Origin of the sequence: Actinoplanes sp. NPDC023714 (genome assembly GCF_040639855.1) — a bacterium.
Taxonomy (GTDB): Bacteria; Actinomycetota; Actinomycetes; order Mycobacteriales; family Micromonosporaceae; genus Actinoplanes.
In genome coordinates this window covers 238,548-261,918 of the sequence record NZ_JBFAAR010000012.1, presented here as the reverse complement: position 1 = coordinate 261,918, position 23,371 = coordinate 238,548, and the positions used below count along the sequence as shown (strand labels likewise).

The 23,371-nt window shown below is 71.6% G+C and carries 21 protein-coding genes; 12 read left to right on the top strand and 9 right to left on the bottom strand.

Features of this window, described 5'->3' with window-relative positions; genetic code table 11:
- Nucleotides 1-25: 25 nt before the first annotated feature.
- The 5 genes from AB0G10_RS37995 to AB0G10_RS37975 form a co-directional block, all read right to left on the bottom strand.
- Nucleotides 26-1,522, bottom strand: coding sequence for a glycosyltransferase family 39 protein (locus AB0G10_RS37995; protein ID WP_360933430.1), 1,497 nt, complete (start codon nt 1,520-1,522; stop codon nt 26-28).
- Between the two features lie 73 nt (nt 1,523-1,595).
- The gene (locus AB0G10_RS37990) at nt 1,596-4,454 is read right to left on the bottom strand and encodes a stealth conserved region 3 domain-containing protein (protein ID WP_360933427.1); all 2,859 of its coding nucleotides are present in this window, start codon (nt 4,452-4,454) and stop codon (nt 1,596-1,598) included.
- The gene (locus tag AB0G10_RS37985; RefSeq protein WP_360933424.1) at nt 4,451-5,440 is read right to left on the bottom strand and encodes a hypothetical protein; all 990 of its coding nucleotides are present in this window, start codon (nt 5,438-5,440) and stop codon (nt 4,451-4,453) included. The genes AB0G10_RS37990 and AB0G10_RS37985 overlap by 4 nt, the downstream gene beginning before the upstream one ends.
- A 146-nt stretch (nt 5,441-5,586) precedes the next feature.
- Nucleotides 5,587-7,374: a stealth family protein gene (locus AB0G10_RS37980; protein ID WP_360933421.1), complete on the bottom strand. Its 1,788-nt coding sequence runs from the start codon at nt 7,372-7,374 to the stop codon at nt 5,587-5,589.
- A gap of 226 nt (nt 7,375-7,600) precedes the next feature.
- Nucleotides 7,601-8,398 carry a peptidoglycan-binding protein gene (locus AB0G10_RS37975; protein ID WP_360933418.1) on the bottom strand — a complete coding sequence of 266 codons (798 nt, stop codon included), beginning with the start codon at nt 8,396-8,398 and terminating at the stop codon, nt 7,601-7,603.
- 139 nt (nt 8,399-8,537) lie between these two features.
- On the opposite strand from AB0G10_RS37975, the gene AB0G10_RS37970 reads away from it, so the two are divergent.
- Both AB0G10_RS37970 and AB0G10_RS37965 read left to right on the top strand, forming a co-directional pair.
- The gene (locus tag AB0G10_RS37970; protein WP_360933415.1) at nt 8,538-9,170 is read left to right on the top strand and encodes a CGNR zinc finger domain-containing protein; all 633 of its coding nucleotides are present in this window, start codon (nt 8,538-8,540) and stop codon (nt 9,168-9,170) included.
- 42 nt (nt 9,171-9,212) lie between these two features.
- A complete protein-coding gene (locus tag AB0G10_RS37965) occupies nt 9,213-10,076 on the top strand; it encodes a zf-HC2 domain-containing protein (RefSeq protein ID WP_360933412.1) in 864 nt (287 codons plus the stop codon).
- A 10-nt stretch (nt 10,077-10,086) separates the two neighbouring features.
- Here the strand turns inward: AB0G10_RS37965 and AB0G10_RS37960 are convergent, their stop codons facing one another.
- The 3 genes from AB0G10_RS37960 to AB0G10_RS37950 form a co-directional block, all read right to left on the bottom strand.
- The gene (locus AB0G10_RS37960) at nt 10,087-10,320 is read right to left on the bottom strand and encodes a hypothetical protein (RefSeq protein WP_360933409.1); all 234 of its coding nucleotides are present in this window, start codon (nt 10,318-10,320) and stop codon (nt 10,087-10,089) included.
- Nucleotides 10,321-10,383: 63 nt separating this feature from the next.
- Nucleotides 10,384-10,836, bottom strand: a complete 453-nt coding sequence (gene mscL / locus AB0G10_RS37955; protein ID WP_360933486.1) for a large conductance mechanosensitive channel protein MscL — start codon at nt 10,834-10,836, stop codon at nt 10,384-10,386.
- Nucleotides 10,837-10,948: 112 nt separating this feature from the next.
- On the bottom strand, nt 10,949-11,302 hold the full coding sequence (locus AB0G10_RS37950; RefSeq protein WP_127544771.1) for an STAS domain-containing protein: 354 nt from the start codon (nt 11,300-11,302) through the stop codon (nt 10,949-10,951).
- Nucleotides 11,303-11,463: 161 nt separating this feature from the next.
- Between AB0G10_RS37950 and AB0G10_RS37945 the strand changes: the two genes are divergently transcribed.
- From AB0G10_RS37945 to AB0G10_RS37905, 9 genes are all read left to right on the top strand, one after another.
- On the top strand, nt 11,464-12,303 hold the full coding sequence (locus AB0G10_RS37945; protein WP_360933406.1) for an STAS domain-containing protein: 840 nt from the start codon (nt 11,464-11,466) through the stop codon (nt 12,301-12,303).
- Nucleotide 12,304: 1 nt separating this feature from the next.
- Complete coding sequence (locus tag AB0G10_RS37940) at nt 12,305-12,724, top strand: STAS domain-containing protein (protein WP_360933403.1); 420 nt, start codon at nt 12,305-12,307, stop codon at nt 12,722-12,724.
- A complete protein-coding gene (locus tag AB0G10_RS37935) occupies nt 12,721-13,125 on the top strand; it encodes an ATP-binding protein (RefSeq protein WP_360933400.1) in 405 nt (134 codons plus the stop codon). The genes AB0G10_RS37940 and AB0G10_RS37935 overlap by 4 nt, the downstream gene beginning before the upstream one ends.
- Nucleotides 13,122-14,153: a SpoIIE family protein phosphatase gene (locus AB0G10_RS37930; RefSeq protein ID WP_360933397.1), complete on the top strand. Its 1,032-nt coding sequence runs from the start codon at nt 13,122-13,124 to the stop codon at nt 14,151-14,153. Before AB0G10_RS37935 ends, AB0G10_RS37930 begins: the two co-directional genes overlap by 4 nt.
- A complete protein-coding gene (locus AB0G10_RS37925) occupies nt 14,150-15,505 on the top strand; it encodes a sensor histidine kinase (protein WP_360933394.1) in 1,356 nt (451 codons plus the stop codon). The genes AB0G10_RS37930 and AB0G10_RS37925 overlap by 4 nt, the downstream gene beginning before the upstream one ends.
- On the top strand, nt 15,498-17,078 hold the full coding sequence (locus AB0G10_RS37920; RefSeq protein ID WP_360933391.1) for a fused response regulator/phosphatase: 1,581 nt from the start codon (nt 15,498-15,500) through the stop codon (nt 17,076-17,078). Before AB0G10_RS37925 ends, AB0G10_RS37920 begins: the two co-directional genes overlap by 8 nt.
- A 63-nt stretch (nt 17,079-17,141) precedes the next feature.
- A complete protein-coding gene (locus tag AB0G10_RS37915) occupies nt 17,142-17,678 on the top strand; it encodes a PadR family transcriptional regulator (protein WP_360933389.1) in 537 nt (178 codons plus the stop codon).
- On the top strand, nt 17,675-18,361 hold the full coding sequence (locus AB0G10_RS37910; protein WP_360933386.1) for an ABC transporter ATP-binding protein: 687 nt from the start codon (nt 17,675-17,677) through the stop codon (nt 18,359-18,361). The genes AB0G10_RS37915 and AB0G10_RS37910 overlap by 4 nt, the downstream gene beginning before the upstream one ends.
- Nucleotides 18,358-19,905 carry an FtsX-like permease family protein gene (locus tag AB0G10_RS37905; protein ID WP_360933383.1) on the top strand — a complete coding sequence of 516 codons (1,548 nt, stop codon included), beginning with the start codon at nt 18,358-18,360 and terminating at the stop codon, nt 19,903-19,905. The genes AB0G10_RS37910 and AB0G10_RS37905 overlap by 4 nt, the downstream gene beginning before the upstream one ends.
- A gap of 55 nt (nt 19,906-19,960) precedes the next feature.
- On the opposite strand, the gene AB0G10_RS37900 is transcribed toward AB0G10_RS37905, so the two are convergent.
- Entirely contained in the window at nt 19,961-22,030 is a 2,070-nt protein-coding gene (locus AB0G10_RS37900; RefSeq protein WP_360933380.1) for a S9 family peptidase, read from the bottom strand.
- Between the two features lie 122 nt (nt 22,031-22,152).
- Here AB0G10_RS37900 and AB0G10_RS37895 point away from each other — a divergent pair, with 122 nt between their 5' ends.
- Nucleotides 22,153-23,265, top strand: coding sequence for an FAD-binding oxidoreductase (locus AB0G10_RS37895; RefSeq protein ID WP_360933377.1), 1,113 nt, complete (start codon nt 22,153-22,155; stop codon nt 23,263-23,265).
- Nucleotides 23,266-23,371: the final 106 nt, after the last annotated feature.

Below are 23,371 nucleotides of genomic sequence, written 5' to 3'. Positions count from 1 at the left end.
CGCGGGGATTCCCGCGCCGGCTTCCTCACTTCTGGTAGAGCGCCACCGTGGCGCGGTGAACCTGCCAGGTCCGCTGCACCGTGTAGCCCCGCTTCCGGAGCAGGGACTGGGCCGGTCCGCGCAGCGCCCCGGCCGGCTTCGCGGTGCAGGTGCCGTAGCAGGTCACCCAGATCCGGACGATGCGCGGGTCGACGCAGGCCTGCGCCTCGGTGCACTCCGGGTCCTCGAGGCGGCCGGTGTCGACGCCGCTGCCGGTCCGGAGCACGTCGGTCGGGCGCTGCTCGGCCGGGAGGTAGTAGGCGATGCCCTCGCGGAACCGGCCGCGGGCGCCGTACATGATCGCGTCGCCGGGGATGACGTTCTCCGCGAGGATCGCCGCGATCGCCTGGTGGTCGATGTCGTCGTGCCCGGCGCTGGTCCGCACGGTGAGCTGCATGGGCAGCGCGAAGAGCGCGAGGGCCACCACCGCGGCCGTGCCCGGCACCCGGCGGAGGCCGGCCACCGCCGCGCCGGCCAGCAGCGCCCAGCCGGGGATCGTGAAGAGCACGTACCGCATGATCCAGAGTGGTGAGACGACGATCGACATCACCGCGAGGGCCAGGATCGGCAGCACGGCCAGGCCGAGGCAGAGGGCCGTGGCCGACCACTTGCGCTGCACCGCGAGCAGGGCCAGCAGCACCACGGCACCGCCGAAGCCGCCGGCCAGGAAGAGCTGCTCGTACCAGTTGTGGCCGGTGTCCCAGGTGAGCTCCGGGATCCAGGCGACCTGGCCGCTCTGGTTCACCGAGATGTAGGCGAGCGGCGCGATCACGACGACCCCGGCCAGGACCGAGAGCGTCCAGGCCGGGAGGGAGCTGCCGCGGACCTTACGGCCGGCGATCACCAGGAAGAGGATGTACGCCGCGTGCGCGCTCAGCACGGTCAGGGCGAAGATGTGCGCGGCGCCGACGAGCACGACCGAGGCGGCGTACGCGACCCAGCGGGTCCACCGTGGCCGGCGCACCGCCCGCAGCAGCAGCCAGGTGGCGAGCAGCGTGAAGGCGACCACCGCGGCGTAGACCCGGATCTCCTGCCCGTACCGGGTGACGGCCGGGACCAGCGCGAAGATCAGGCCGGCGAGCAGGCCGGACCGGCGGTCGTAGAGCTCCTGGCCGATCTGGGCGACCAGCGCGCCGGCGGCCGCCATGGCGAGCACCGACGGCAGCCGCAGCGACAGCAGCGAGATGCCGAACAGCTCGGTCCAGACGTGCATGAACGCGTAGTAGACGGCGAAGACCGCGTCGAGGTTGCGCTCCATGTGCAACTGCTCGCCGAACGAGCGCTGCGCCGCGATCAGGGTGGCGAGCTCGTCACGCCACGGGACCGGCTCACCGACCCGCAGAAGGCAGACGATCCCGGTGAGCAGCCCGGCGAGCAGACAGGCCGGAAGGGTGCGGGGATCCAGGCGCCGGACCCAGGAGGGCCGGCTCGCCGCGGGGACGTCGTGGGCGACGTCCTCCTCGGCCACGGTGACCGCGGACATCATTCCTCTCCTAGGCCACCGGTGTGCCGTCGGCGACGGCACACCGGGACCACAAGGTCAGGGCCCGACCGGGTCAGGACTGGACGGCCGGCTTGCGGTTGCGGGCGCTGCCGCGCTCGAACTCGCTCGGCACCGGGAAGTAGTTCTCCAGGAAGACCCGGACGACCTGGGCGCGCTCGGCCGGCGACAGCACGCTGTGGTGCGTGTCGTTGAGGCAGAACACGTCGTTGCCCCGGATCGTCAGGATCTGGGTGAGCCGCGGGTGCTGGTCCGGGTCGCCGATGTCCACGTAGGCCACCCGGATGGAACCGCGCGAGCTGCGCCCGGTGAAGTACGCGTAGTAGTGGTGCAGCGACGACGGGATCGAGATGTCCGTCGCCGATCGGAGCCGGCTGCTCGCGGTCCGGCTCACCGCCTCGGGGAAGCGCTCCTCGAGCTCGTTGAGGACGCTCACCCGCAGCGAGTACGGCGCGTGCAGGAACGACTGGGTGATCGTGTGGCCGAAGGCCTCCTTGATCAGGACCCGGTTGTTCTTCGCGGCGGTGAAGTTGAAGTCGTCGTCGTCCGCGATCGGGGTGAGCGGCACCGGGGTCGGCGACTGGAAGAACTGCGCGACGCCGTTGGCCGCGAAGAACATGCTCGGCTGCAGCGGGCGGCCGAGGAAGAAGTCGTCGTTGAAGTAGAGGAAGTGCTCGGCCAGCCCGTCGATGTGGTGCAGCTGGCTCTCGATCGCGTGCGAGTTGAAGGTCGGCAGCGCGCCCGGGTCCTTGAAGATCTCCTTGTGGCTGACCACCTGGATGCCCGGGTGCTCGGTGTCGAGCCAGGCCGGGGTCTGGTCGTCGGTCACCAGCCAGATCTTGCGGACCCACGGCGCGAACATCGCGATCGAGCGCAGCGAGTACTTCAGCTCGTCCCGGCTGCTGAACCGGGCGTCGCCGCCGGCCGCCTCGATCGGCGGGAGGCCGAGCTGCTCCAGCGTCGTCGACTTCTTCGCCCGCCAGGCCGGGTCGTCGCCGTCCACCCAGGTGTAGACCACGTCGATCGGGAACCGGATGTCCGACGTCAGGGTCTCGGTGAAGGCGTCGAGGGTCGGGTATTCCCGGTCGCGGATGGTGACCCGGGTCTTCGCCTCGAGGACCGCGGCCGGCACCGTCGCGCCGATCAGCGTGCGCCGCAGCGGGCGCATCCCGGTGCCGTCCTCCTCGTCCCGCCAGAACTCGACGTCACAGCCGTACGCCGGGCCGAACCGCAGGGTCCGCGACGAGGTGACGATCGGCTGGAAGACGCGCAGGCCACCGGCGTTGGCGCCCTCCTCCGAGGTGCCGGCCAGCCCGGCCAGCGTGATCCCGGAGACGACGGCGCTCCTGCTGACGAGCTCGGTGTAGATCGGCTGCTCGGCCCACTCGGTGTGCAGCGCGGCGAGGACCGCCGGGCGGTTCCGCTCGTGGATCGCGACCCGGACCCGTACGCCGTGGTCCCGCACGATCCAGTACTCGATGCCGTGCTTCTCCAGCACGTCGACGACGAGCCGCAGGTTGCGGTCGGCGGCGTCGAACGGGGTCATCTCGTCGGACTCGATGCAGAGCTGGCCGGCCGAGCGGACCAGCGTGGTGTCCCGCTCGGCGATCAGCGCCTCGAGGTCCTTCGCGGTGCGCTGGAAGAGCGGCCGGTCGGGGCGCGGCGCGGCCGGGGCGAGGCCCATGCCGCCGGTGCCGGCGATCCAGGCGGCGAGCCGGTCGGCCTTGGCCTCGAGCCGGGCCGGCTGGTGCCGCTTGCTGATGAGCTGCTGGTAGAGCTCGATCCACTGGCCCATGATCCGGTCGAGGTCGTACGCCTCGGCGGCCCGCAGGGCGGCCTCGCCGAACTGGTGGCGCAGCGGCTCGTCCTCGATCAGCTTGCGCAGCGCGTCGGCGAGACCCTCGATGTCGCCGGAGCCGATGATGTAGCCGTTCTCCCCGTGCGTGATGATCTCCGCGGGGCCGGTCTGGATGTCGTAGCTGACCGCCGGCACGCCGGCCGTGAACGCCTCGATCAGGACCAGCGGCAGAGCCTCGCCGTCCTTCGAGGTCAGCAACGCGATGCTGCTCTTCGACCACTCCTCCGCCATGGCCTGCACCGAGCCGAGGAACTGGACGTTCTCGTTGAGGCCGAGGCTCTCCGCGAGCCGGCGGAGGGTGCCGAGCTGGAGGCCGTCGCCGAGGACCCGCAGCACCCAGTCGGGGTGGGTCTCGGCGACCTTCGCGAACGCGCGGATGGCGTGGTCGATCTGCTTCTCGGCCACCACGCGGCCGGCGATGGTGACGACCCGGGTGGTCCGGGTCGACCGCGGCCGGAAGCCCGGCGGCAGCGCGTTGCCGATGATCTGCAGGTGCGGCGCGGCGGCGCGCAGCGTGTCCTGGAACCAGCCGCGGGTGCGCTCGGTGAGCAGCACCAGCGCGTCGAGCCGGGGGATGAACTGGAACAGCGGGTCGCCGGTGGCGCCGCGCAGCTGCGACGGGCGGTGCTCCTGGTGCACCGTGACGACCTCGGGCGGGCTCATCGAGCTGGTCGCCGCCATCAGCGCGGGCGAGGAGGAGACCAGCACCTCGGTGTCGAGGTTGCGCATCGCGTACTCGAGCTCGAGGTCGGCGAGGCGGTTGAAGGTCTTCTCCCACCGCTTGTGGATCAGCCGGCTGTCCGCCGCGACCAGCGCCCGGCACTGCTCGTCGGTGAGGCCGCTGTCCCGGACCGGGCGCGGCACGGCGCCGGTGTTGTCGACCAGGTAGCGCACGGTGATGCGCGGGTCGACCGTGAAGAACCGCTCCTTGCTGGTGCGGAAGACGCTGATGACCTCGACCTGGTGCTCCCGGACCAGGTATTCGGCCTGCGTGAAGATGGCGCGTTCGGTACCGCCCATCGCGTCCGCGGTGTTGAGGAGGAACGTGATCTTCATGCGGTGTCTCCAGGTTTGGCACCGGTGCAGGTGAACGCGAGGCTTCCGGCGGGGGTGTAGTACGGGCGCAGGTGGAAGACCACACCACCGGGCATCAGCATGCGGCGCTCGTAGGATCGGATGGTGGCCCGGACGTTCTTGAGGTCGTGCAGGTAACGGCCGACGCGCAGGCGCCGGCCGGCGACCCGGATCCGGATGTCCCAGACGCTCTTGTCGCCGGGCTCCGGCGCCATCTCGGCCAGCGGCACGTGGATCCGGAAGATGTCGCCGTCGACCCGGACCTGGGTCTCGTGGATCGTCTCGGCCTCGCGCCGGCTGAACTCGGCCACCGCGCCCGAGGCATCCGGCACCCCGACGAACCGGCCGACGATCTCCGCCTTGCCGAGGTCGAGCATGAGCCGGACCACCTCGGCCCGGACCTGCGGGCCGCGGACGTGGATCTGGGCCAGGCCGAACGAGGTGACGACCGGGCGGAAGCGCATGCCGGTGTCGGGGCACGGCGGCGTCAGCACCGTCGGGGTGGCGCCGCGGGCCCGGCCGGGTGCCATCCGGCGGACCGTCAGGTTGCGGGTCTCGCCGGAGCTGAGCCCGACGCGGAGGACGACCGTCCAGTGGCCGGGGTCGAGCGGGATGCGGCCGGCGGCCGGGCCGAAGACCGTGGTGGTGTCGGCGTACCAATTGCCGTCGTACATCTTCCGCAGCGTGGCCGGCACGCTGTGCTCGACCCGGTCCTTGCTGAAGACCACCTCGGCCGAGGTGGGTTCGGCGTCGTCCAGGGTGGGTAGGACGATCTGCACGTTGAGGGTGTGGCCGTCGAGCACGGCGAAGTACTCGACGTGGGCGATGTTGCTCGTCGGCCCGAGCCGGACCATGCCCAGGGCGATCTTCGTCCAGGTGCGGCGGGCCCGTGTCTTGAGCGCCGTGTCGACCTTGCGGCGGGCGACCGAGATGGTCTCCGCCGGGCCCTTGCGAAGGACCCTCTCCACTCGCACAGCCAGCGGATCCACGCTCATCTGTCGCCCATTTCCCTTAACCCCCGCCGTTCGGACATGGTCATGACAAAAGTGGCGGGAAGGCTAACAATTGAATCGGCCTCGGGTAAACAGTAGCTGTCCGAATCGAGGCCGATCTCTCAGTGGATGTCCGAAGTGCTGCGTTCGCGCTTGATCTGACGCGGCAGCACCGGGGTGCCGGCCTGCTCGGCGCGGGCCAGCTGCGTCGCGCTGAACTGGGCGCGCTCGGCCGCCACGTCGTCCGGCAGCTCGAACGGCGACCGGAACGGGAAGTACTGCGGCAGGAAGTCCGCCATCATCTCGGCCTGCTCGCTCAGGGCCACGGCCGCCGAGTCGGTGTCGTTCAGGCAGAAGACGTCGCAGTGCCGGCGGGCCAGCAGGAACGCCAGCTGCACCGGCGTGGACGGGTGCGCCAGGTCGGCGTACGTGTACTTGATCGAACCCGGCACGGCACGCTTGGTCAGGTACGACCAGTAGTGCTGCAGCGACGACGGGATCGACAGGTCGCCCGGGTGACGGAACGGGTGCTCGGCGGTCTGCCGCACCTCGTCCGGCAGCCACTTCTCGATCTCCTCGAGCACGCTCTTCTGCAGCGTGTAGGGGACGTGCTGCATCTTCTGCGTGATGCTCCGGTCGAAGCGCTCGGCGATGTGCCGCCGGTTGTTCTTGCCGGCCGCCGTCACCGGGGCGTCGAAGATGGTGGCCGGACCGGCGTCCAGCTGGGCCTTCGACTGGAAGAACTTGGCGATGCCGTTGGCGTGGAAGAACGAGTCCGGCCCGACCGGGCGGCCCAGGAACATGTCGTCGTTGAAGTAGATGAAGTGCTCGGCGAGGCCGGGGATGCGGTGCAGCCGGGACTCGATGGCGTGCGAGTTGAAGGTGGGCAGCACGCCGGTGTCGCCGAACAGCTCGCGGTGGCTGACCACGGTGAGCCGCGGGTCCGAGGTGTCCAGCCACGGCGGGATCTGGTCGTCGGTGACGAGGAAGATCTTGCGGACCCAGGGCGCGTACGCCGCGATCGACCGCAGCGAGTACTTCAGCTCGTCCCGGCTGATGAAGCGGGAGGCGTTCGTCGCGATCGTGTTGATCTGCTCGCGGCCGAACGCGGCGAGCGAGGCGTTCTTCCGGTCGACCCAGTCGGGGTCGTTGCCGTCGACCCAGGTGTAGACCACGTCGATCGGGAAGCGGACGTCCTCGGCCGGCACCATCGCGAACTCGGACCGGGTCCGGTAGCGCGGCTCGTCGTCGGCGAGCGAGAGCATCGGGTTCAGCGCGACCGGCGGGACCTGGTGGTATTCCGGCTCGGCCGGCAGCACGTCGGCCACCGAGTTGCGGCGCGGTCCGACGATCATGTCGGGGGCGCCGCCCTCGCCCTTCTGGGTCCGCCAGAACTCGATCTCGCAGGCCGAGCCGCTGCCGAGCACGGTCGTCCCGTACGGGCTGGTGACCGGGAAGTAGACCTGGACGCCGGTCTTGCCGCGCCCGGCCGTGAAGCCCTCGTCGGTGACGCTGCCGATCCGGATCTGGGCGCCGTTCAGCACGCCGTCGCTGCGCAGCGCCGCGAGGGTGCGGTCACGGTCGCGGCGGTGCACCGAGACGGCGCTGTGCAGGTTGTTGATCGAGCGCAGGCAGAAGTACTCGATGCCGGCGCGCTCGAGGACGGCGACCACCGCGTCGAGGTTCTGCTGCCAGGCCTTGGCCGGGGTCATGTCGGGCACGACGCGGGCGCGCACGGACTCGCCGGCGTCGCGCACGGTGACCATCGAGCCGGGCTGCGCGGGTTTCGGCAACGGGCGCTGCCGGGTGAGCCGGCGGACCAGCCAGAGCTGCCGGTTCGGCGGAAGGAGCTCGACCAGCTTGAGCCGGTAGTCCTTCGGCAACAGCCGGTAGAAACGAAGCGCAATCATGCAGCACCCAGCACCGTCGCCGTGGCGAGCAGCATGAAACGCCTGCTCGCGAGCCCGTTAGTCTTAGAGGACACCTCAGCCTTCCCCCCGTGCACCGCTCTCACGGCCGGAGATCGACTCACTGTGTCGATGGTCTTGGCCGCAGCGAGTTGCCAGGGTAGTTGGCAGAGCTTCGTGAAACAAATCCATGTATGGTAGGTGGCCGCTCGGTTACGCAGCGCTGGTGCTAGTAGACCCAGACGCGCGTTTTGATCGGGATCTTGTCGTTCGTCCATAACCAGTTCATCGCCGCGATCGACACACGGGCACAGCCGTGCGATGCCGGATGGGCGGGGACACTCGGCGCGCCGTGCACCGCGATCCCGCCGTTGAAGTACTTCGGTCGCCACAGCAGTCCGAGCGGTGCGTCGCGCCAGCCGTCGATCTGCCGGCTCACCTTGAACTTCCCCCGCGGCGTGTCCGCCAGATAGGTCTCGCCCTCCTGCTCGTAGAACTCGTTCGAGCCGGTCGACGTGTTGAAGATCTGCTCGATCTCGCCGTCCGCGACGAGCAGGAGCAGCTGGCGCTTCAGGTCGATCTCCACGACGACGCCGTCGGTGGAGCGGGCCTCCGGGCGGACACCGGAGTCGAGCGCCTGTCGTGTCTTGGGCCCGACGACGCCGTCACGCCCCAGTTTCGCCGCCTTCTGCAGCGCGAACACCGCCTGCTGGGTGGTGCCGCCGAACTTGCCGTCGGCCTTGCCGTTCCAGTAGCCCAGCTCGGTGAGCCTCTGCTGCAGCGCCAGCACGTCGGCGCCCTCGGTCCCCGGCTTCAGCTTCTTCGGTTTCACCGAAGGGGACGGCTTCGCCGTGGGGGTCGCGCTCGGCGCGGACGGTTCCGCCGAGGGGGTGGTCCCGCTGGGCGTCGATGGCGAGGGTACGGCCGGAGCGGCCGTCCCCCCGGTGGAGGGCTCGGACGAGTCGCAGCCGCTCACCAGCACCGCGGCCGTGACCGCGGCGATCGTGACCGCCAGGACTCCGCGCACCGATCGCCTCCTCCGTCACTGATGGTGGCCGCTAGTGTAGTGACGCCCGTCCACAGTTCCACCGAAGATCATTGATCTTTCACTCGTCGGGGTGGACCGGGCCGAAGGATCTCACAAAAGAGCCGAGTAGTCTTTGGCTATGTCATGGAAGGCGAGCGCGCGGCACGGCGTCCGGGAGGCGCCGGGCGGGTTCGCGTTCGTCCAGGAGCTGCTGAACACGCGCGGCACGATGGCATACGGCGCCGATCTGCTGGGCACGGCCGAGGACGCCCAGTGGTGGGTCACCGACGCGCTCGGCGTCTGGTCCCGGGTCTCCGGCCTCCCGGCGCCGACCCTGCTGCTCTCCGCCGGTGACCTGCGCTCGCTGCGCCGGCTGCGCGCCGCCTTCGAGCAGGTCGTGCTCGCCGGGGCCAACCCGGAGCGGGACGGCGCGCTGCCCCCGGCCGACGTCCAGGTGAGCCTCGTGCCCGACGCCGACGGCTGGGTGCGGGTGGTGCCGACCGGCCGGGGCACCCGGTGGTTCGCCTCGGCGCTCTGGGCCGAGGCGCTCCAGGCCCAGCAGGCCGGCCTCTGGCCGCGGCTCAAGCTCTGCCACAACGCCGCCTGCCGGGCCGCCTTCTTCGACACCTCGCGCAACAACAGCGGCGTCTGGCACGACGTCAGCACCTGCGGCAACACCGCCAACCTGCGGGCGTTCCGGGAGCGCCGCCGGCTGCTCGGCCACAGCGGCGACCAGCAGGTGGGCGTGCGCGGCCCGGCAGAACTCAGCTGATCCGCCGGGAACTCCGCGGCCGCGCCGCGCGACTATTGATTCATGGCATGTGAGCGGTGGCGCGAGATGCTCTCCGCGCAGTTGGACGGCGAGGACGACCCGGTCATGCGGCCGCTGGTCGACGAACACCTGGCCGGGTGCGCCGGCTGCCGGGAGTGGGTGGACCGGGCGGCGGCGGTGAACCGGCTGACCCGGACGGCCGCGGTGCCGGTCGTGCCGGACCTGAGCGAGGCCATCCTGGCGGCCCTGCCGTCCTCTCCCGCGCCGGCTGCCGGCGCCGGGGCTTCCTCCCGGGGCGGGGCTTCGAGCGCCGGGGCTGCGGGCGCCGGGTGGGGCGCGGCGGCGCGGCGGCGATGGCGGCTGCCCATTCCGGCGCTGCTCTACGTCGCTCTCGCGCTGGTCGGCACGGTGCAGCTGATCCTCGGCCTGACCCAGGTGGGCGGCGGGGTGAGCGCCGGGCACGAGCACGCCGGGCTGGACGCGACCCCCGGTCACCTCTGGCACGAGTCGGCCGCGTGGAACGTGGCGATCGGCGCCGGATACCTCTTCATCGCGCTGCGCCGCACCCGCCCGACCGGCCTGCTGCCGATGCTCACGGCGTTCGTCGCGATGCTGCTGCTGCTCTCGGTCAACGACCTCACCGGCGGCCGGGTCGACGTCGCCCGGCTGGTCGGCCACGGCTTCGTGATCCTCGGATACCTGTTGGTGGTGGCGATCTCCCGGGGTGTCGGCGGGACGGCCCGGCCGCCCGGTCACCGCGAGGGGGTGGGCTGGCGGGCCCGTTTCGACACGCTCGCCGACCGGGACGACGAGCCGGAGACCCCGGCGCGCCCCGGCCTGCGCCTGCTGCCGCCTCCGTCCGGGCCGCTCACGGCCCGGAGCTCCGAACGCGACAGGGCTGCCTGAGAAGGGCTGCTCAGCGGCCCGGCGGGCGGACCGACAGCTCGCGCCACTCGTCCGGACCGTTCAGCAGGGCGCGGATCATGTCGACCGCCGCGTCCTCGTTGTCGAACTCGAAGAAGTGCGAAGCGCCGTCGGAACCGCCGGCGCGCTGTTCGACATACCACTGGTCACCGCTGACCCGTAAGTAGACGTCCTTGCGGGCCAGCCGCCCCCACTTGCCGTTCCACCAGTGCTTACGCTGCTCCATCCCGGCACTGTATCGAACAAATGTTCGAACGGTGCCGGGTGGGCGGATCTTTTTGAACGGGTGTCAGCGGGGTGGCTGCTGCGAGTGGCGGCCGAGCACCTCGTCGAGCGCGTTGTTCGCCACCTGGTGGCCCTGGCCGCGCAGCAGCGCGTCCCGGATCTCGGTGAGCAGCTTGACCTCCTCGCTGGGCGCCTTCGGCGGCGGCTCCTCGCCGCGGCGGCGGCGCTCGGCCAGCTTGTTCAGCGGCATCACGACGAGGAAGTAGAGGACCGCGGCGGTCAGCAGGAAGGTGATGAGGGTGTTGATGAAGGCGGCGTAGGTGAACTCCACGCCCTCGGCCGGGGAGACCGAGCCGGCGAGCTGGCCGGTTCCGCCCGAGATCCACTTGATGAGCGGCTCGAGGAAGGACTTGGTGAAGCTGGTCACCACGGCGGTGAAGGCGGTGCCGATCACCACGCCGACCGCGAGGTCGACGACGTTGCCGCGCATGATGAAGTCTTTGAAGCCTTGGAACATCTGTTTCACGAGCACTCCCGGGGGCACCGAACGTCCGTCCGGCAACGGGTGCCCGTCACCGGTCGGCGACAAACTACGCCGACCGGTGCGATCACGGAATTCGAAACGCTCGTCAGTCGAGCGCGGGCTCCTCGGCGGTGACCGCCTCGTCGACCGAGGGATAGGTGTGCAGGACCTCGACCAGGCCGCTCACCTCGAGGATGCGCAGGACGCCCCGCTGCGGTGCCGCCAGGCGGACCGTGCCGCCGGCGTCGTCGGTGCTGTTCTTCGCCCGTACGAAGACCGAGAGCCCGGTGGAGTCGCAGAACGACACCTCGGCCAGGTCGAAGACCAGGCGGGTGCGGCCCTTCTCCAGCAGGTCGCTGATCTGATCCTGCAGCTGGGGGGCGGTAGCCATGTCCAGCTCACCGGCGACCGACACGACCACCATGTCGCCGCGCTGTTCCGTTTGTACCGTCAGGGACATTCGCCGACCTCCAGTTATTGCTGAACGGTACTCCACGTACCCGGGGATGCGCAGAACCGGACCCGGCAGTTCTGGTCCGTTAGTTGGTCTACAGCAAGTAACGGACCTACTGATGGTAAAGTCCGGCCGTTGCGCACGGATCGTGTGGTGGGGAGATAGCGATGCCGCTGAGTTCGGACGAGGCGAGCCGCTTCGCCGACCTGCTGAAGGAACACGCGGAGTCACTCACGGCCCGGTGGACCGAACTGGTCGCCGCGAGCCTGCGTGGCCGCTTGAGCAGCACGGAGCTGCGCCGGCAGGTCGAGGATCTCCGCAAGGGCTTCGAGCAGGCTCTCCGCGCCGGGTCGGTGCACCTGACCGACGAGGCGTCGGCCGAGCTGCGCGCCCAGCTCAGCGAACTCTCGACGAGCCGGGCCCGGCAGGGCTTCGGCGCCAACGAGACCGCGATCAGCGTGTTCGCGTTCAAGGACGCGGTACTCGAGGTGATCGGCGACGGCACCGACGCCGGGATCCTGCGCGACTACGTGGCCTTCTCCTCGTTCGTGGACCGCGCCGCGCTCTTCACCTTCGACGCGTACGTGCAGGTCCGCGAGTCGCTCATCGCCGACCAGGCCGAGCAGCTGCTGGAGCTCTCCACCCCGGTGGTGAAGCTCTGGGAGGGCGTCGTCGCGGTACCGCTGGTCGGCACGCTCGACTCGGCCCGCGCCCAGGTCGTGATGGAGCGGCTGCTGCAGACCCTGGTCGACACCGGCTCGCCGTACGCGATCATCGACATCACCGGGGTGCCGGCGGTCGACACCCAGGTCGCCCAGCACATCCTCAAGACCGTGGTGGCCGCCCGGCTGATGGGCGCGGACTGCATCATCTCCGGCATCCGGCCGCAGATCGCGCAGACCATCGTGGCGCTCGGCATCGAGTTCGGCGACATCGCGACGAAGGCCTCGCTGGCCGACGCGCTGCGGTACGTCCTGAGCCGCACCGGCAAGCGAACGGAGCGCTGACGTGGAACGCGTCCCGGTCCTGAAGATCGGCGACGTCCTCCTCGTCTCGATCCAGATCGACATGGAGGACCAGGTCGCCCTCCAGCTGCAGGAGGACCTGGCCGACCGGATCGTGGCGACCGGCTGCCACGGCGTCATCATCGACATCAGCGCGCTCGACATCGTCGACTCGTTCGTCGGCCGCACGCTCGCCACCATCGCCTCGGTCTCCCGGGTGCTGGACGCCGAGACCGTCGTGGTCGGCATGCGGCCGGCCGTGGCGATCACGCTGGTCGAGCTGGGTCTGTCGCTGCCCGGGATCCGGACGGCGCTCAACGTCGAGCTGGGCATCGAGATGCTCGCGCGGGCCCGGGCGGACCGCGAACCGGAGATCGAATTCGATGAGGACGAGCCCGACGCGGCAGCGGTAAGCCCGTCGTGAGCGACGAGAGCCAGCGGCTTGCGGTCGTCACCGACCAGGATGTCGTCCGGGTCCGGCAGCTGGTGCGCACCGTCGCGGTGGCGGTGAAGCTCTCCCTCGTCGACCAGACCAAGCTGGTCACGGCCGCGAGCGAGCTGGCACGCAACACCCTGGTCTACGGTGGTGGGGGCGAGGTCGTGGTGAGCCGCGTCCAGAACGACCGCCGGGCCGGGATCAAGATTGTTTTCGCGGACGAGGGTCCGGGTATCGCCGACCTCGATCTCGCGTTGACCGACGGCTACACGACCGGCGGCGGGCTCGGTCTCGGGCTCAGTGGCGCACGTCGGCTGGTCGACGAGTTCGACATCCGGACCGAGCCGGGCAATGGCACGACGATCACCGTTACCAAGTGGTGCCGATGAGCGGAGGCACGGTGGCGTCGCTGCCGGAAGGGCTTCTCGACGACGGGGTCTGGTTCCGCGTCGAGGAGGCGGTGACCGCCGCCGCGGTGCGCCGGGCGGCCGAGCGGCTCGCCGCCGACCTCGGCATGCCCGAGCGCCGTGTCGCCGATCTCTCGATCGTCGCCGCCGAGGCGGCCGGCAACCTGGTCAAGCACGCCGACCAGGGCCACATCCTGATCCGCGCGGTGCGCACCCCGGCCCAGGCCGGCGTCGAGGTGATCGCGATCGACAGCGGCCCCGGGATCGAGGACGTCGGCCGGGCCATCGGCGACGGGCACTCCACGGCCGGCACCCTCGGCATCGGGCTCGGCGCGATCCTGCGCCAGGCCAGCCACTGGGATCTGCACTCGCTGCCGGGCCGGGGAACCGTCCTGGCCGTGCAGGTGTGGCCGGCCGCGCCGCCGGAGCCGGCCTGGGTGAGCGGCCTGATCCGGCCGTTGCCCGGCGAGTCGGTGAGCGGCGACGCGTACGCGGTCCGCGAGGACGGCGACCGCCGGCAGGTGCTGGTCACCGACGGCCTGGGGCACGGCGGTCTGGCCGCCCTGGCGTCGCGCGAGGCGGTGCGGACGTTCCTGAAGGGCCCGATCGCGTCACCGGCCGCGACCGTCGAGGCGCTGCACCGGGCGCTCGGGCACACCCGCGGCGCCGCGCTCGCGGTGGCCGAGCTGGACACCGCCGCCGGCCTGGTCCGGTACGCGGGGCTGGGCAACATCTCCGGCACCGTGCTGGCCCCGGACGGCGGCCGGCGCGGCATGATCTCGATGCCCGGCATCGCGGGGCACCAGCGCCGGCAGGTCCGGGAGTACGACTACCCGCTCACCCCCGGCTCGGTGGTGCTGATGCACACCGACGGCCTGGAGGACCGCTGGAACCCGGCGAACTACCCGGGTCTGTTCAGCCGCTCGCCCGCGGTGATCGCGGCGACCGTGCTCCGCGACGCCGGCACCCGCCGTGACGACGCCGGCATCCTGGTGGCACGTCCGTCATGACGTCGAGCGCCGGCGAGCAGCTGATGAGCATGCGCCTGCGGGTCGAGCAGGACATCTTCGTGGTGCGGCAGCTGGGCCGCGAGGTGGCCCGCGCCGTCGGCCTGGAGTCCCAGGACCAGACCCGCTTCGCCACGGCGCTGAGCGAGGTGGGCCGGGTCCTGCTCGCCGCGGGCCCCGACGCGGAGGTGCGGTTCAGCGCCCAGCCGTACGGGGTACCTACGCTCCAGGTGACGATGACGCATCCGGCGGCCGGCGAGGCAGCCCGGCTCGCTTCGCAGTTGCAGCAGGTCGGCCGGCTGGTCGACACGATGGAGGTCGACGATGGCGGTACCGGCACTGTCGTACGGATGTCCCGGCGTCTCCCCATGGGCGCGCCGGAGCTGACCCGGACTCGCATGGAGGAGATCCGCACAGGGCTGGCCGGGCACGTCCCCGGCAGCCCGCTCGACGAGTTGGCAGTACAGAATCAGCAGCTCATCGCGGCGCTGGACGAGGTGCGTGCCCAGCGCGACGACCTGGCCCGGCTCAACGCCGAGCTGGAGGAGACGAACCGCGGCGTCATGGCGCTCTACCACCAGCTCTCCGAGGAGCTGGAGGAGACGAACCGCGGTGTCGTGGCGCTCTACGCCGAACTGGACGAGAAGTCGGTGCAGCTGCGGGCCGCGAGCGAGGCGAAGAGCCGCTTCCTGGCCAACGTGAGCCACGAGCTGCGGGCGCCGGTCACCGCGATCATCGGGCTGGGCCGGCTGCTCACCGACTCCGGCTCGGACGACCTCACCGAGGAGCAGGGCCGCCAGGTCGAGCTGATCCGCACCTCGGCGAGCGACCTGCTCACGCTGGTGAACGGCCTGCTCGACCTCGCCAAGGCGGAGGCCGGGCGGATCGAGCCGAACTGGTCCGACGTCGACCTCAAGGCGATGTTCGGCCAGCTGCGCGGCACGCTGCGCCCGCTCGCCACCCGGCCGGAGGTGGACTTCGTGGTGGAGGAGCCGGCCGTGCCGTCGCTGCGCTCCGACGAGGTCCTGCTCGCCCAGGTGCTGCGCAACCTGCTGACCAACGCGCTCAAGTTCACCGAGGAAGGCTCGGTGCGGCTCAGCGCGCGCAGGGTGGACGGCGACGTCGAGTTCACGGTGGCGGACACCGGCACCGGCATCCCGCCCGAGCTGCACGAGCGCGTCTTCGAGGAGTTCTACCAGGTGCCCGGCAGCAAGCCGGTGAGCGGCAAGGGCACCGGCCTCGGCCTGCCCTACGCCCGGCGGCTGGCCGGCATCCTCGGCGGCGGCCTGCGGGTCGACTCCGAGCCCGGATCGGGCAGCACCTTCACCCTCCGGTTGCCGGCCACCCATGAGTGATCTCGCCCGGTCGGGTCTGCAGAACCGTGGCCCGGCCACGGTGCTGGTCGTCGACGACAGCGCCACGAAGCGCTACCTGCTGGTCAGCTGGCTGACCCGGGCCGGGTTCACGGTCATGGAGGCGGAGACCGGCGGCGCGGCGCTGACGAAGCTGCTGGAGACCGAGGCCGACCTGGTGGTCCTGGACGTGAAGCTCCCGGACATGAGCGGTTTCGAGGTCTGCGAGCGGATCAAGACCGATCAACGGTACGGGGTCCTGCCGGTCATCCACGTCTCCGCGCACGCCGTGGACGTGAACGACCGCACCCAGGGCCTGAACCGGGGCGCGGACGCCTATCTCGTCGAGCCGATCGAGCCGGACGAGCTGATCGCGACGGCGCAGGCCGTGCTCCGCTACTACCGCGCCCGCCGCCGGGCCGAGCTGCTGGCCGAGCGCATGGTCCGGCTCGCCGAGGCCACCCTGGCGATCAACTCGGCGCCCACCCTGCCGGCCCTGCTCGAGGCGGCCGCCGAGGGCGCCCACGACATCTTCGGCGGCCCGGTCGCGGTGGTCGCCGAGACCTCCGAGGGGGAGAGCCTGGCCGCGGTGGTCCCGGCCGCGGAGGATCACCCCGCGAGGGTACGGCCGTGGGCCGTCCCCGAGCACGGCGTGGCGGTCGGATCGCTGGTCCGCACCGACGACACCGCCGACTGGGACGTCGTCGGCTGGCCCGAGGGGGAGACCGTGGCGGTCGCGGCGGCCCGGTTGCGCGCCGACCGGCCGCCGGTCTACGTGGCGGCGCCGGGCAGCTCGCAGAACCCCGGTTTCCCGGTGCTGCGCCAGCTCTCCCAGGCGGTCGCGGCGGCCGTGGAGGCGCAGCGGTCGTTCGACGAGGAGCACCGGATCGCGGTCACCCTCCAGCGCAGCCTCCTCCAGTCCGAGCTGCCGAAGGTGCCCGGCGTGGAGCTCGCGGTCCGGTACGAGCCGGCCGGCGCGCAGACCGAGGTGGGCGGCGACTTCTACGAGCTGACCGTGCTCGGCGGCGAGCTGCTGGTGGCGATCGGGGACGTGGCCGGCCACTCGCTGCACGCCGCCACGGTGATGGCCGAGCTGCGGCACGCGGTCCGGGCGTACGCGGTGGAGGGGCATTCGCCGGGCGCGGTGCTGGAGCTGGTCAACCGCTTCATGCGGACCGTGCTGCCGCACGACTCGGCCACCCTCTGCCTGCTCACCATGGACCCGGCCACCGGCCGGATCAGGATGGCGAGCGCCGGGCACCTGCCGCCGCTCGTGCACGTGGGCGGCGAGGCGACCTACCTGGCGCCGCGCGGTCCGCTGCTCGGCATCGACGCGCCGCGCCGGGCCGAGGTGGAGCTGACCCTGCCGCCGGGCGGCACGCTGGTTCTCTACACCGACGGGCTGATCGAGCGCCGGGACGCCGACATCGACGTGGGCCTGGAGGCGCTCGTCCGCGCCGCGAGCGAGGTCGAGCCCGACCTCGACGCCTTCTGCTCCCGGCTGCTGGCGAGCCTGGCCGGCCCCGGCGAGCAGGCCGACGACATCGCCGTCGTGGCGCTGCGCCGCAACGCCTGAACTTTGTGCTATCCCTCCGGGCCGGGTTGACGGCTGCTATTCACTGAGTGAATAGTACCGGGCATGTCCACCGCACACGTCCTGCTCGGGTTGCTCGCCGGCGGCCCGCGGCACGGTTACGACCTCAAGAGGGCGCACGACGAGCGCCTGCCCCAGGCCAAGCCCCTGGCGTACGGGCAGGTGTACTCGACCCTCGGCCGGCTCGAGCGGGACGGCTTCGTCGCCCAGTCCGGCCAGGAGCAGGAGGGCGGCCCGGAGCGGACGTCGTACTCGCTGACCGCCCTCGGCCGGGAGCGGCTGGACGCCTGGCTCACCGAGGTCGAGCCGCCCGCGCCGCACGTCACCAGCGCCCTCTTCAGCAAGGTCGTCGTCGCGCTGCTGGCCGCCGACGCCGACCGCGCCCGGCAGTACCTCACGGCGCAGCGGGCCGCGCACATGACCCGGATGCGCGAGCTGACCGTGGCCAAGTCCTCGCCCGGCACGACGGTCGGCGACGTGATCGCCGCCGACTACGCCATCGGGCATCTCGACGCCGACCTGCGCTGGCTGCAGACCACGCTGGCCCGCGTCGCCGACCTACAGAAGGAAGTGACGGCATGAGCGCACCTCTGCTGACCGCCACCGGCGTGCACAAGAACTACGGGAACACGCAGGCGCTGCGCGGCGTCGACTTCGCCATCGAGGCCGGCGAGATCGTCGCGGTGACCGGGCCGAGCGGCTGCGGCAAGTCCACTCTGCTGCACTGCCTGGCCGGCCTGCTGAGCGTCGACGCCGGCGAGATCCGCTATCGCGACCAGGACATCGGGCTCTTCTCCGAGGCGGCGCGGTCCCGGCTGCGGCGCTCCGACTTCGGCGTGCTGTTCCAGTTCGGGCAGCTGGTGCCCGAGCTGACGGCGGCCGAGAACGTCGCCCTCCCGCTGCTTCTTTCCGGTTCGGGGCGGAAAGGGGCGCGGGAGGCGGCGCTCGGCTGGCTGGACCGGTTCGGGGTGGCCGACCTCGCCGACAAGCGTCCCGGCGCGGTCTCCGGCGGGCAGCAGCAGCGCGTCGCGGTGGCCCGGGCCATGGTCACCGAGCCGAAGGTGGTCTTCGCCGACGAGCCGACCGGCGCGCTCGACCAGCTCAACGGCGAGCAGGTGCTCGGCGCGATGGTCCGGGTGGCGCGCGAGCAGGGCACGGCGGTCGTGCTGGTCACCCACGAGGCGACGATCGCGGCGTACGCGGACCGGGAGATCTCGCTCCGGGACGGCGCCGTGGACCCGACCGGGCTCGGGGTGGCGCCGTGAGGTTCTCCACCCTGGTCCGGCTGAGCCTCGCCGGCAACCGGACCGACCGGCTGCGGACCGTGCTGACCGCCGGCAGCGCCGCGCTCGCCGCGGTCTTCCTGCTCGCGGCCGCGAGCGTGGCCTCGGTCCGGGGTGGCGACCTGCTCGTCGACCCGACCGGGATGGCCGACCGGAGCCCCGGGAGCGAGCAGTATGCGAGCCCGCTGCTGATGGAGGCCGGCCTGCGGCCCGGTGTGATATTCGCCCTGGTCATGCTCGCGCTGCCGGCGCTCGCCCTGGCCGGGCAGTGCATCCGGCTCGGCGCCCCGGCCCGGGACCGGCGGCTCGCCGCGCTCCGGCTCGGCGGCGCCACGCCCGGGCAGGCCGTCCTGATCGCCGGCGCGGAGACTGCGGTGGCGAGCCTGCTCGGCTCGGTGGCCGGGCTCGGGATCTTCGCGGTGCTGCGGCAGGTGCTCGACCCGCGCTCGGCCGACGGGCGGCTGTGGTTGCCCGTCGACGTGGTGCCGGACCCGGTGCTGGTGGCCGTCGCGGTGCTGCTGGTGCCGCTGCTGGCCGGAGCGATCGGGGTGCTGCTGATGCGCCGGGTGGTGATCACCCCGCTCGGCGTGGTCCGGCGGGTCCGGGAGAAGGGGCCCGGGCCGTGGCCGGGCGTGCTGATCCTGATCGGCCTGCCCGCGTTCGTCGGGCCGGAGCTGGTCCCCGACGACGGGAACGGGCCGGACTGGAACGTCCCGGAGTGGGCGCCGCTGGTCTCGATGGGCGTCGGCGCGCTGCTCGTGATGACCGGGGTGGTGCTCGGCGTCGGGTGGATCTCGTACACCGCGGGACGGCTGCTGCGGCGGTTCGGGCGGGGGCCGGCCACCCTGCTGGCCGGGGCACGGTTGATGGCCGACCCGTGGAACGGCAGCCGGACGCTCGGCGCGCTGCTCGGGGCGCTCGTCTTCGGCGCCGGGACGCTCGGGTTCCGGGCGCAGCTCGCCGCCGACTTCGAGGCCTCCGAGCGGTACAGCCGGATGGTCGACCCGGCCCGCGGCGGCTCCGGGCAGGACAATGAGTTCTACTTCGGCGCGATCCGCCTCGTGATGGTCGCGGTCGCGGTGGCGATGGTGGTCGCGGCGGCCGGCGTGCTCGTCGCGTTCGTCGAGGGCATCGTGGCGCGGCGGCGGGCGTACGCGGCGCTGACCGCCACCGGGGTGCCGCGCCGGACGCTGCGCGCCGTGCTGCTCTGGCACACCTTCGTACCGCTGGTCCCGGCCGTGCTGCTGGCGCTCGGCGCCGGCACGGCGCTGTTCCGGATGACCGGCACCGAGGTGCGCAGCGGTGGCGGCGGGACCTACGAGACGTGCGTCGACCCGGTCGCGGACTGGGCCACCTGCGCCAAGCAGACGCTCGTCGAGCCACTGGTGGTGGTGCCGGTCCCGATCCCGTTCGGCGGGCTGGCGCTGCTCGGTGCGGGCGCGCTGGTGGCGATGCTGCTGGTGGTCGGCGTCGGGGCGGCGGTGCTGCGATCCAGCACCGACCTCGAGGAGCTGCGCGCCGGCTGAGCGCACGACCGGGCGTGGCCGGGGTACGGATACTTCGTCCGTACCCCGGAAGCTCTTAAACGGCCTTGACCACGTCCAGGATCCAGGAGAGCACGAAGGCCTCCTCCTTCCAGGCGTCGTAGCGGCCACTCGGACCGCCGTGGCCCGCGCCCATCTCGGTCTTCAGCAGGTATTCGCCGTCCGGGGCCACCGAGCGCAGGCGGGCGACCCACTTGGTCGGTTCGTGGTAGAGCACCCGGGTGTCGTTGAGGCTGGTCACCGCGAGGATCTTGGGGTAGGCCAGCTTCGCGACGTTCTCATAGGGGCTGTACGACTTCATGTACGCGTAGACCTCGGCGGACTCGAGCGGGTTGCCCCACTCCTCCCACTCGGTCACGGTGAGCGGCAGGCTCGGGTCGAGGATCGAGGTGAGCGGGTCGACGAACGGCACCTCGGCGACGATCCCGGCGAACGCCTCCGGGGCGAGGTTCGCAACCGCGCCCATCAGCAGGCCACCGGCCGAGCCACCCCGCGCGACCAGGCGCGACGACGACGTCCAGCGCGCCCGGACCAGGGCCTCGGCACACGCCACGAAGTCGGTGAAGGTGTTCTTCTTCGCCAGCATCTTGCCGTTCTCGTACCACCCGCGGCCGAGCTCGCCACCGCCCCGGACGTGCGCGATCGCGAAGACCACGCCCCGGTCGAGCAGGCTGAGCCGGGCGATCGAGAAGTACGGGTCGATCGAGTGCTCGTAGGAGCCGTAGCCGTAGAGCAGTGCCGGGTTGTCGCCGTCCCGCTTCGTGTTCTTCCGGGCGACGATCGAGATCGGGACCCGGGTGCCGTCCGGCGCGGTCGCCCACTCGCGGAACTGCTCGTAGTCGGCCGGGTCGTAGCCGCCGAGCACCGGCTTCTGCTTGCGCAGCGTCATGGCCCGGGTCACCAGGTCGACGTCGTAGACCGACTCCGGGGTGACCAGCGAGGTGTAGCTGATCCGGATCGAGCCGGTCTCGTACTCCGGGTTGCCGGCCAGCCCGACGCTGTAGATCGGCTCGGGGAAGGTCATGTCGTACGCGTCGGTGCTGCCGTCCGTCATCACGCGCAGGCCGGTGAGGCCGTCCCGGCGCAGCGAGACCACGACGTGCCGGGCGAAGGCGTCCACCGACTCGAGGCGGGTGCCCGGCTGGTGCGGGATCAGCTCGACCCACTCGCCCGGGTTGTCCACCGAGGTGCAGGAGAGAGCGAAGTCCTCGGCGTCCCGGTTGTGCAGGATCAGGAACCGGTGGCCGTGGTGCTCGACGCTGTATTCGACGCCCTGGACCCGCTCGGCGATCAGCGCCGGCTCGGCCGTGGGACGGTCGGAGGGGATCACCCGTACTTCCGAAGTGATCTTGCTCTGGGCGTCGATGACGATGAACTTCTCGCTGCGGGAGAGGTCGACACCCACCCAGAACCGCTCGTCGGCCTCCTCGTAGACCAGGGTGTCCTGGTCCTTGCCGCTGCCCACGGCGTGCCGCCACACGCGGTGCGGGCGCCAGGCCTCGTCGACGGTGATGTAGAAGAGCACACTGCCGTCGGCCGACCAGGCGCTGCCGTAGAAGGCGTCGGTGACCTCGTCGGGGAGGACCTCACCCGTACGCAAGTCTTTGATCTTGAGGGTGAAGCGCTCGTCGCCGGCGAAGTCGGTCGAATAGGCCAGCAGGTTGCCGTCGGGGCTGACGTCGAACGTGCCGAGCGCGAAGAACTCCCTGCCGGCGGCCAGCTCGTTGCCGTCGAGCAGGATCTCCTCGCCGGGCTTCTCGCCGGACATGGGCGGGTCGACCTCGCCCGGCCGCACCGGGACCCGGCAGTGGATGCCGTACTGCTTCCCCTCGACGGTGCGGGTGTAGTACCAGAAGTCGCCCTTGCGGCTCGGCACCGACAGGTCGGTCTCCTGGGTGCGGCTGCGGATCTCCTGGAAGATCCGCTGACGCAGGTCGTCGAGGTGCGCCGTCGCCCGTTCGGTCCAGGCGTTCTCCGCCTTCAGGTACGCGAGGGTCGCCGGGTCCTCTTTGTCCATGAGCCAGGCGAACTCGTCGGTGACCGTGTCGCCGTGGAACGTGCGCTCGGTGGGCGACTTATGGGCGGTGGGAGGCGCTTCGTTCGTCACCGGAAACACGTTACCGGCTGAATTTCGTACACACCCGGACCTAGGTCATTCGAACATGTGTACGATATGCCAGAGTGGACGATCTTCAGGGGGTCTGATCTCCGTAAGGGGGAGGCAACGGCGTGAGTGATTCCCTTCTCGATGCGCTCGTCGACATCTGCGGTCCCGGTTTCGCGCGGCCGGCCCGCTCCGTCGACCAGATCGCGGGTCGTCAGGCCGCGTTCGTCGCGCAGCCGGCGACGGCTGACGCGGTGGCCGCGGTGCTGCGGCTCTCATCTTCCTTTCGCGCGCGCGGTGCCGGCACCAAGATCGACTGGGGCCTTCCCCCCTCCGGTCTCGATCTGATCGTCGACACCGCCCGGCTCAACGGCATGTGGGACCAGACCGGCGACACCGCCGTGGTCGCGGCGGGCACCCCGGTCGCCGCCGTCCAGGCCGCCCTCGCACTGCGCGGCCGGCGGCTCGCCGTCGATCCACCGTCCCGGGCCGCCACGGTCGGCGGGATGCTCGCCGTCAACGAGTCCGGGCCGCTGCGGCACCGGTTCGGCAGCCCGGCGTCGCAGACCGTGAGCGTCGACTACGTGACGGCTGCCGGTGCTGCTCTCTCCTCGGACGGCGAGGACGGGCGGCCCGGCATCGCCGAGATCGACGGCGTGCTCACCTCGGCCGTCCTGCGCCTCGAGCCGCTGCCGGCGGCCCGCCGGTTCGTCGGGCGGACCGTCACCACCCCCGCCGAGATCGACGAACTGGTGGCGCACACCCTCGATCTGCAGCCCAGCGCCATCGAGGTCGACCTGCCCGGCGGCGGAGGCGGGGTGGTTGCAGTGCTCCTCGAGGGCTCCGAGTCCGAGGTCGCCGGGGCGGCCGACAAGATAGCCGGGCTGTGGGGCGGCGGCGCCGTCGTGGCGTCGTCGGCGCCGTCCTGGTGGGGCCGCTATCCGTTCCAGGCCTCCACCGACGTGGCGCTGCGGATCGCCGCCCAGCCACGCCACCTGCAGGCCGTGGCGTACTCGCTGCGCGACGCCGTCGGCTCGGCCGTCGCCATCCGCGGGTCGGCCGGGGTCGGGACGGTGCACGCCGTGCTGCCCGGTTCGCTGGGGGTGGCACGGGTCCGGGAGATCGCCGTGGCGCTGGAGCAGGTGCTGCTCGCTCGGCGGGGCCGGTTGGCGATCGTCTCGGCGCCGCCGGAACTGGCCGTCGAGCTGCCGATGGCTAGTCGCCAAGACCTGTTCTGACGGCTCAGGGCCTCGCCGTGCCGCGCTGCGGCGAGGTCTCGCCGTGCTGGGGTGCGGCGGGGCTTCGTGTTCTGGAGGGCCGGGCTGTACGGCAGGGCGACAAATC

Coding starts and splice junctions, on each gene's coding strand:
- AB0G10_RS37995 (WP_360933430.1), bottom strand. CDS start 1,522: ATGTCCGCGGTCACCGTGGCCGAGGAGGACGTCGCCCACGACGTCCCC.
- AB0G10_RS37965 (WP_360933412.1), top strand. CDS start 9,213: ATGGCATGTGAGCGGTGGCGCGAGATGCTCTCCGCGCAGTTGGACGGC.
- AB0G10_RS37910 (WP_360933386.1), top strand. CDS start 17,675: ATGAGCGCACCTCTGCTGACCGCCACCGGCGTGCACAAGAACTACGGG.
- AB0G10_RS37915 (WP_360933389.1), top strand. CDS start 17,142: ATGTCCACCGCACACGTCCTGCTCGGGTTGCTCGCCGGCGGCCCGCGG.
- AB0G10_RS37920 (WP_360933391.1), top strand. CDS start 15,498: ATGAGTGATCTCGCCCGGTCGGGTCTGCAGAACCGTGGCCCGGCCACG.
- AB0G10_RS37930 (WP_360933397.1), top strand. CDS start 13,122: ATGAGCGGAGGCACGGTGGCGTCGCTGCCGGAAGGGCTTCTCGACGAC.
- mscL (WP_360933486.1), bottom strand. CDS start 10,836: ATGTTCCAAGGCTTCAAAGACTTCATCATGCGCGGCAACGTCGTCGAC.
- AB0G10_RS37925 (WP_360933394.1), top strand. CDS start 14,150: ATGACGTCGAGCGCCGGCGAGCAGCTGATGAGCATGCGCCTGCGGGTC.
- AB0G10_RS37950 (WP_127544771.1), bottom strand. CDS start 11,302: ATGTCCCTGACGGTACAAACGGAACAGCGCGGCGACATGGTGGTCGTG.
- AB0G10_RS37970 (WP_360933415.1), top strand. CDS start 8,538: ATGTCATGGAAGGCGAGCGCGCGGCACGGCGTCCGGGAGGCGCCGGGC.
- AB0G10_RS37990 (WP_360933427.1), bottom strand. CDS start 4,454: ATGAAGATCACGTTCCTCCTCAACACCGCGGACGCGATGGGCGGTACC.
- AB0G10_RS37960 (WP_360933409.1), bottom strand. CDS start 10,320: ATGGAGCAGCGTAAGCACTGGTGGAACGGCAAGTGGGGGCGGCTGGCC.
- AB0G10_RS37945 (WP_360933406.1), top strand. CDS start 11,464: ATGCCGCTGAGTTCGGACGAGGCGAGCCGCTTCGCCGACCTGCTGAAG.
- AB0G10_RS37980 (WP_360933421.1), bottom strand. CDS start 7,374: ATGATTGCGCTTCGTTTCTACCGGCTGTTGCCGAAGGACTACCGGCTC.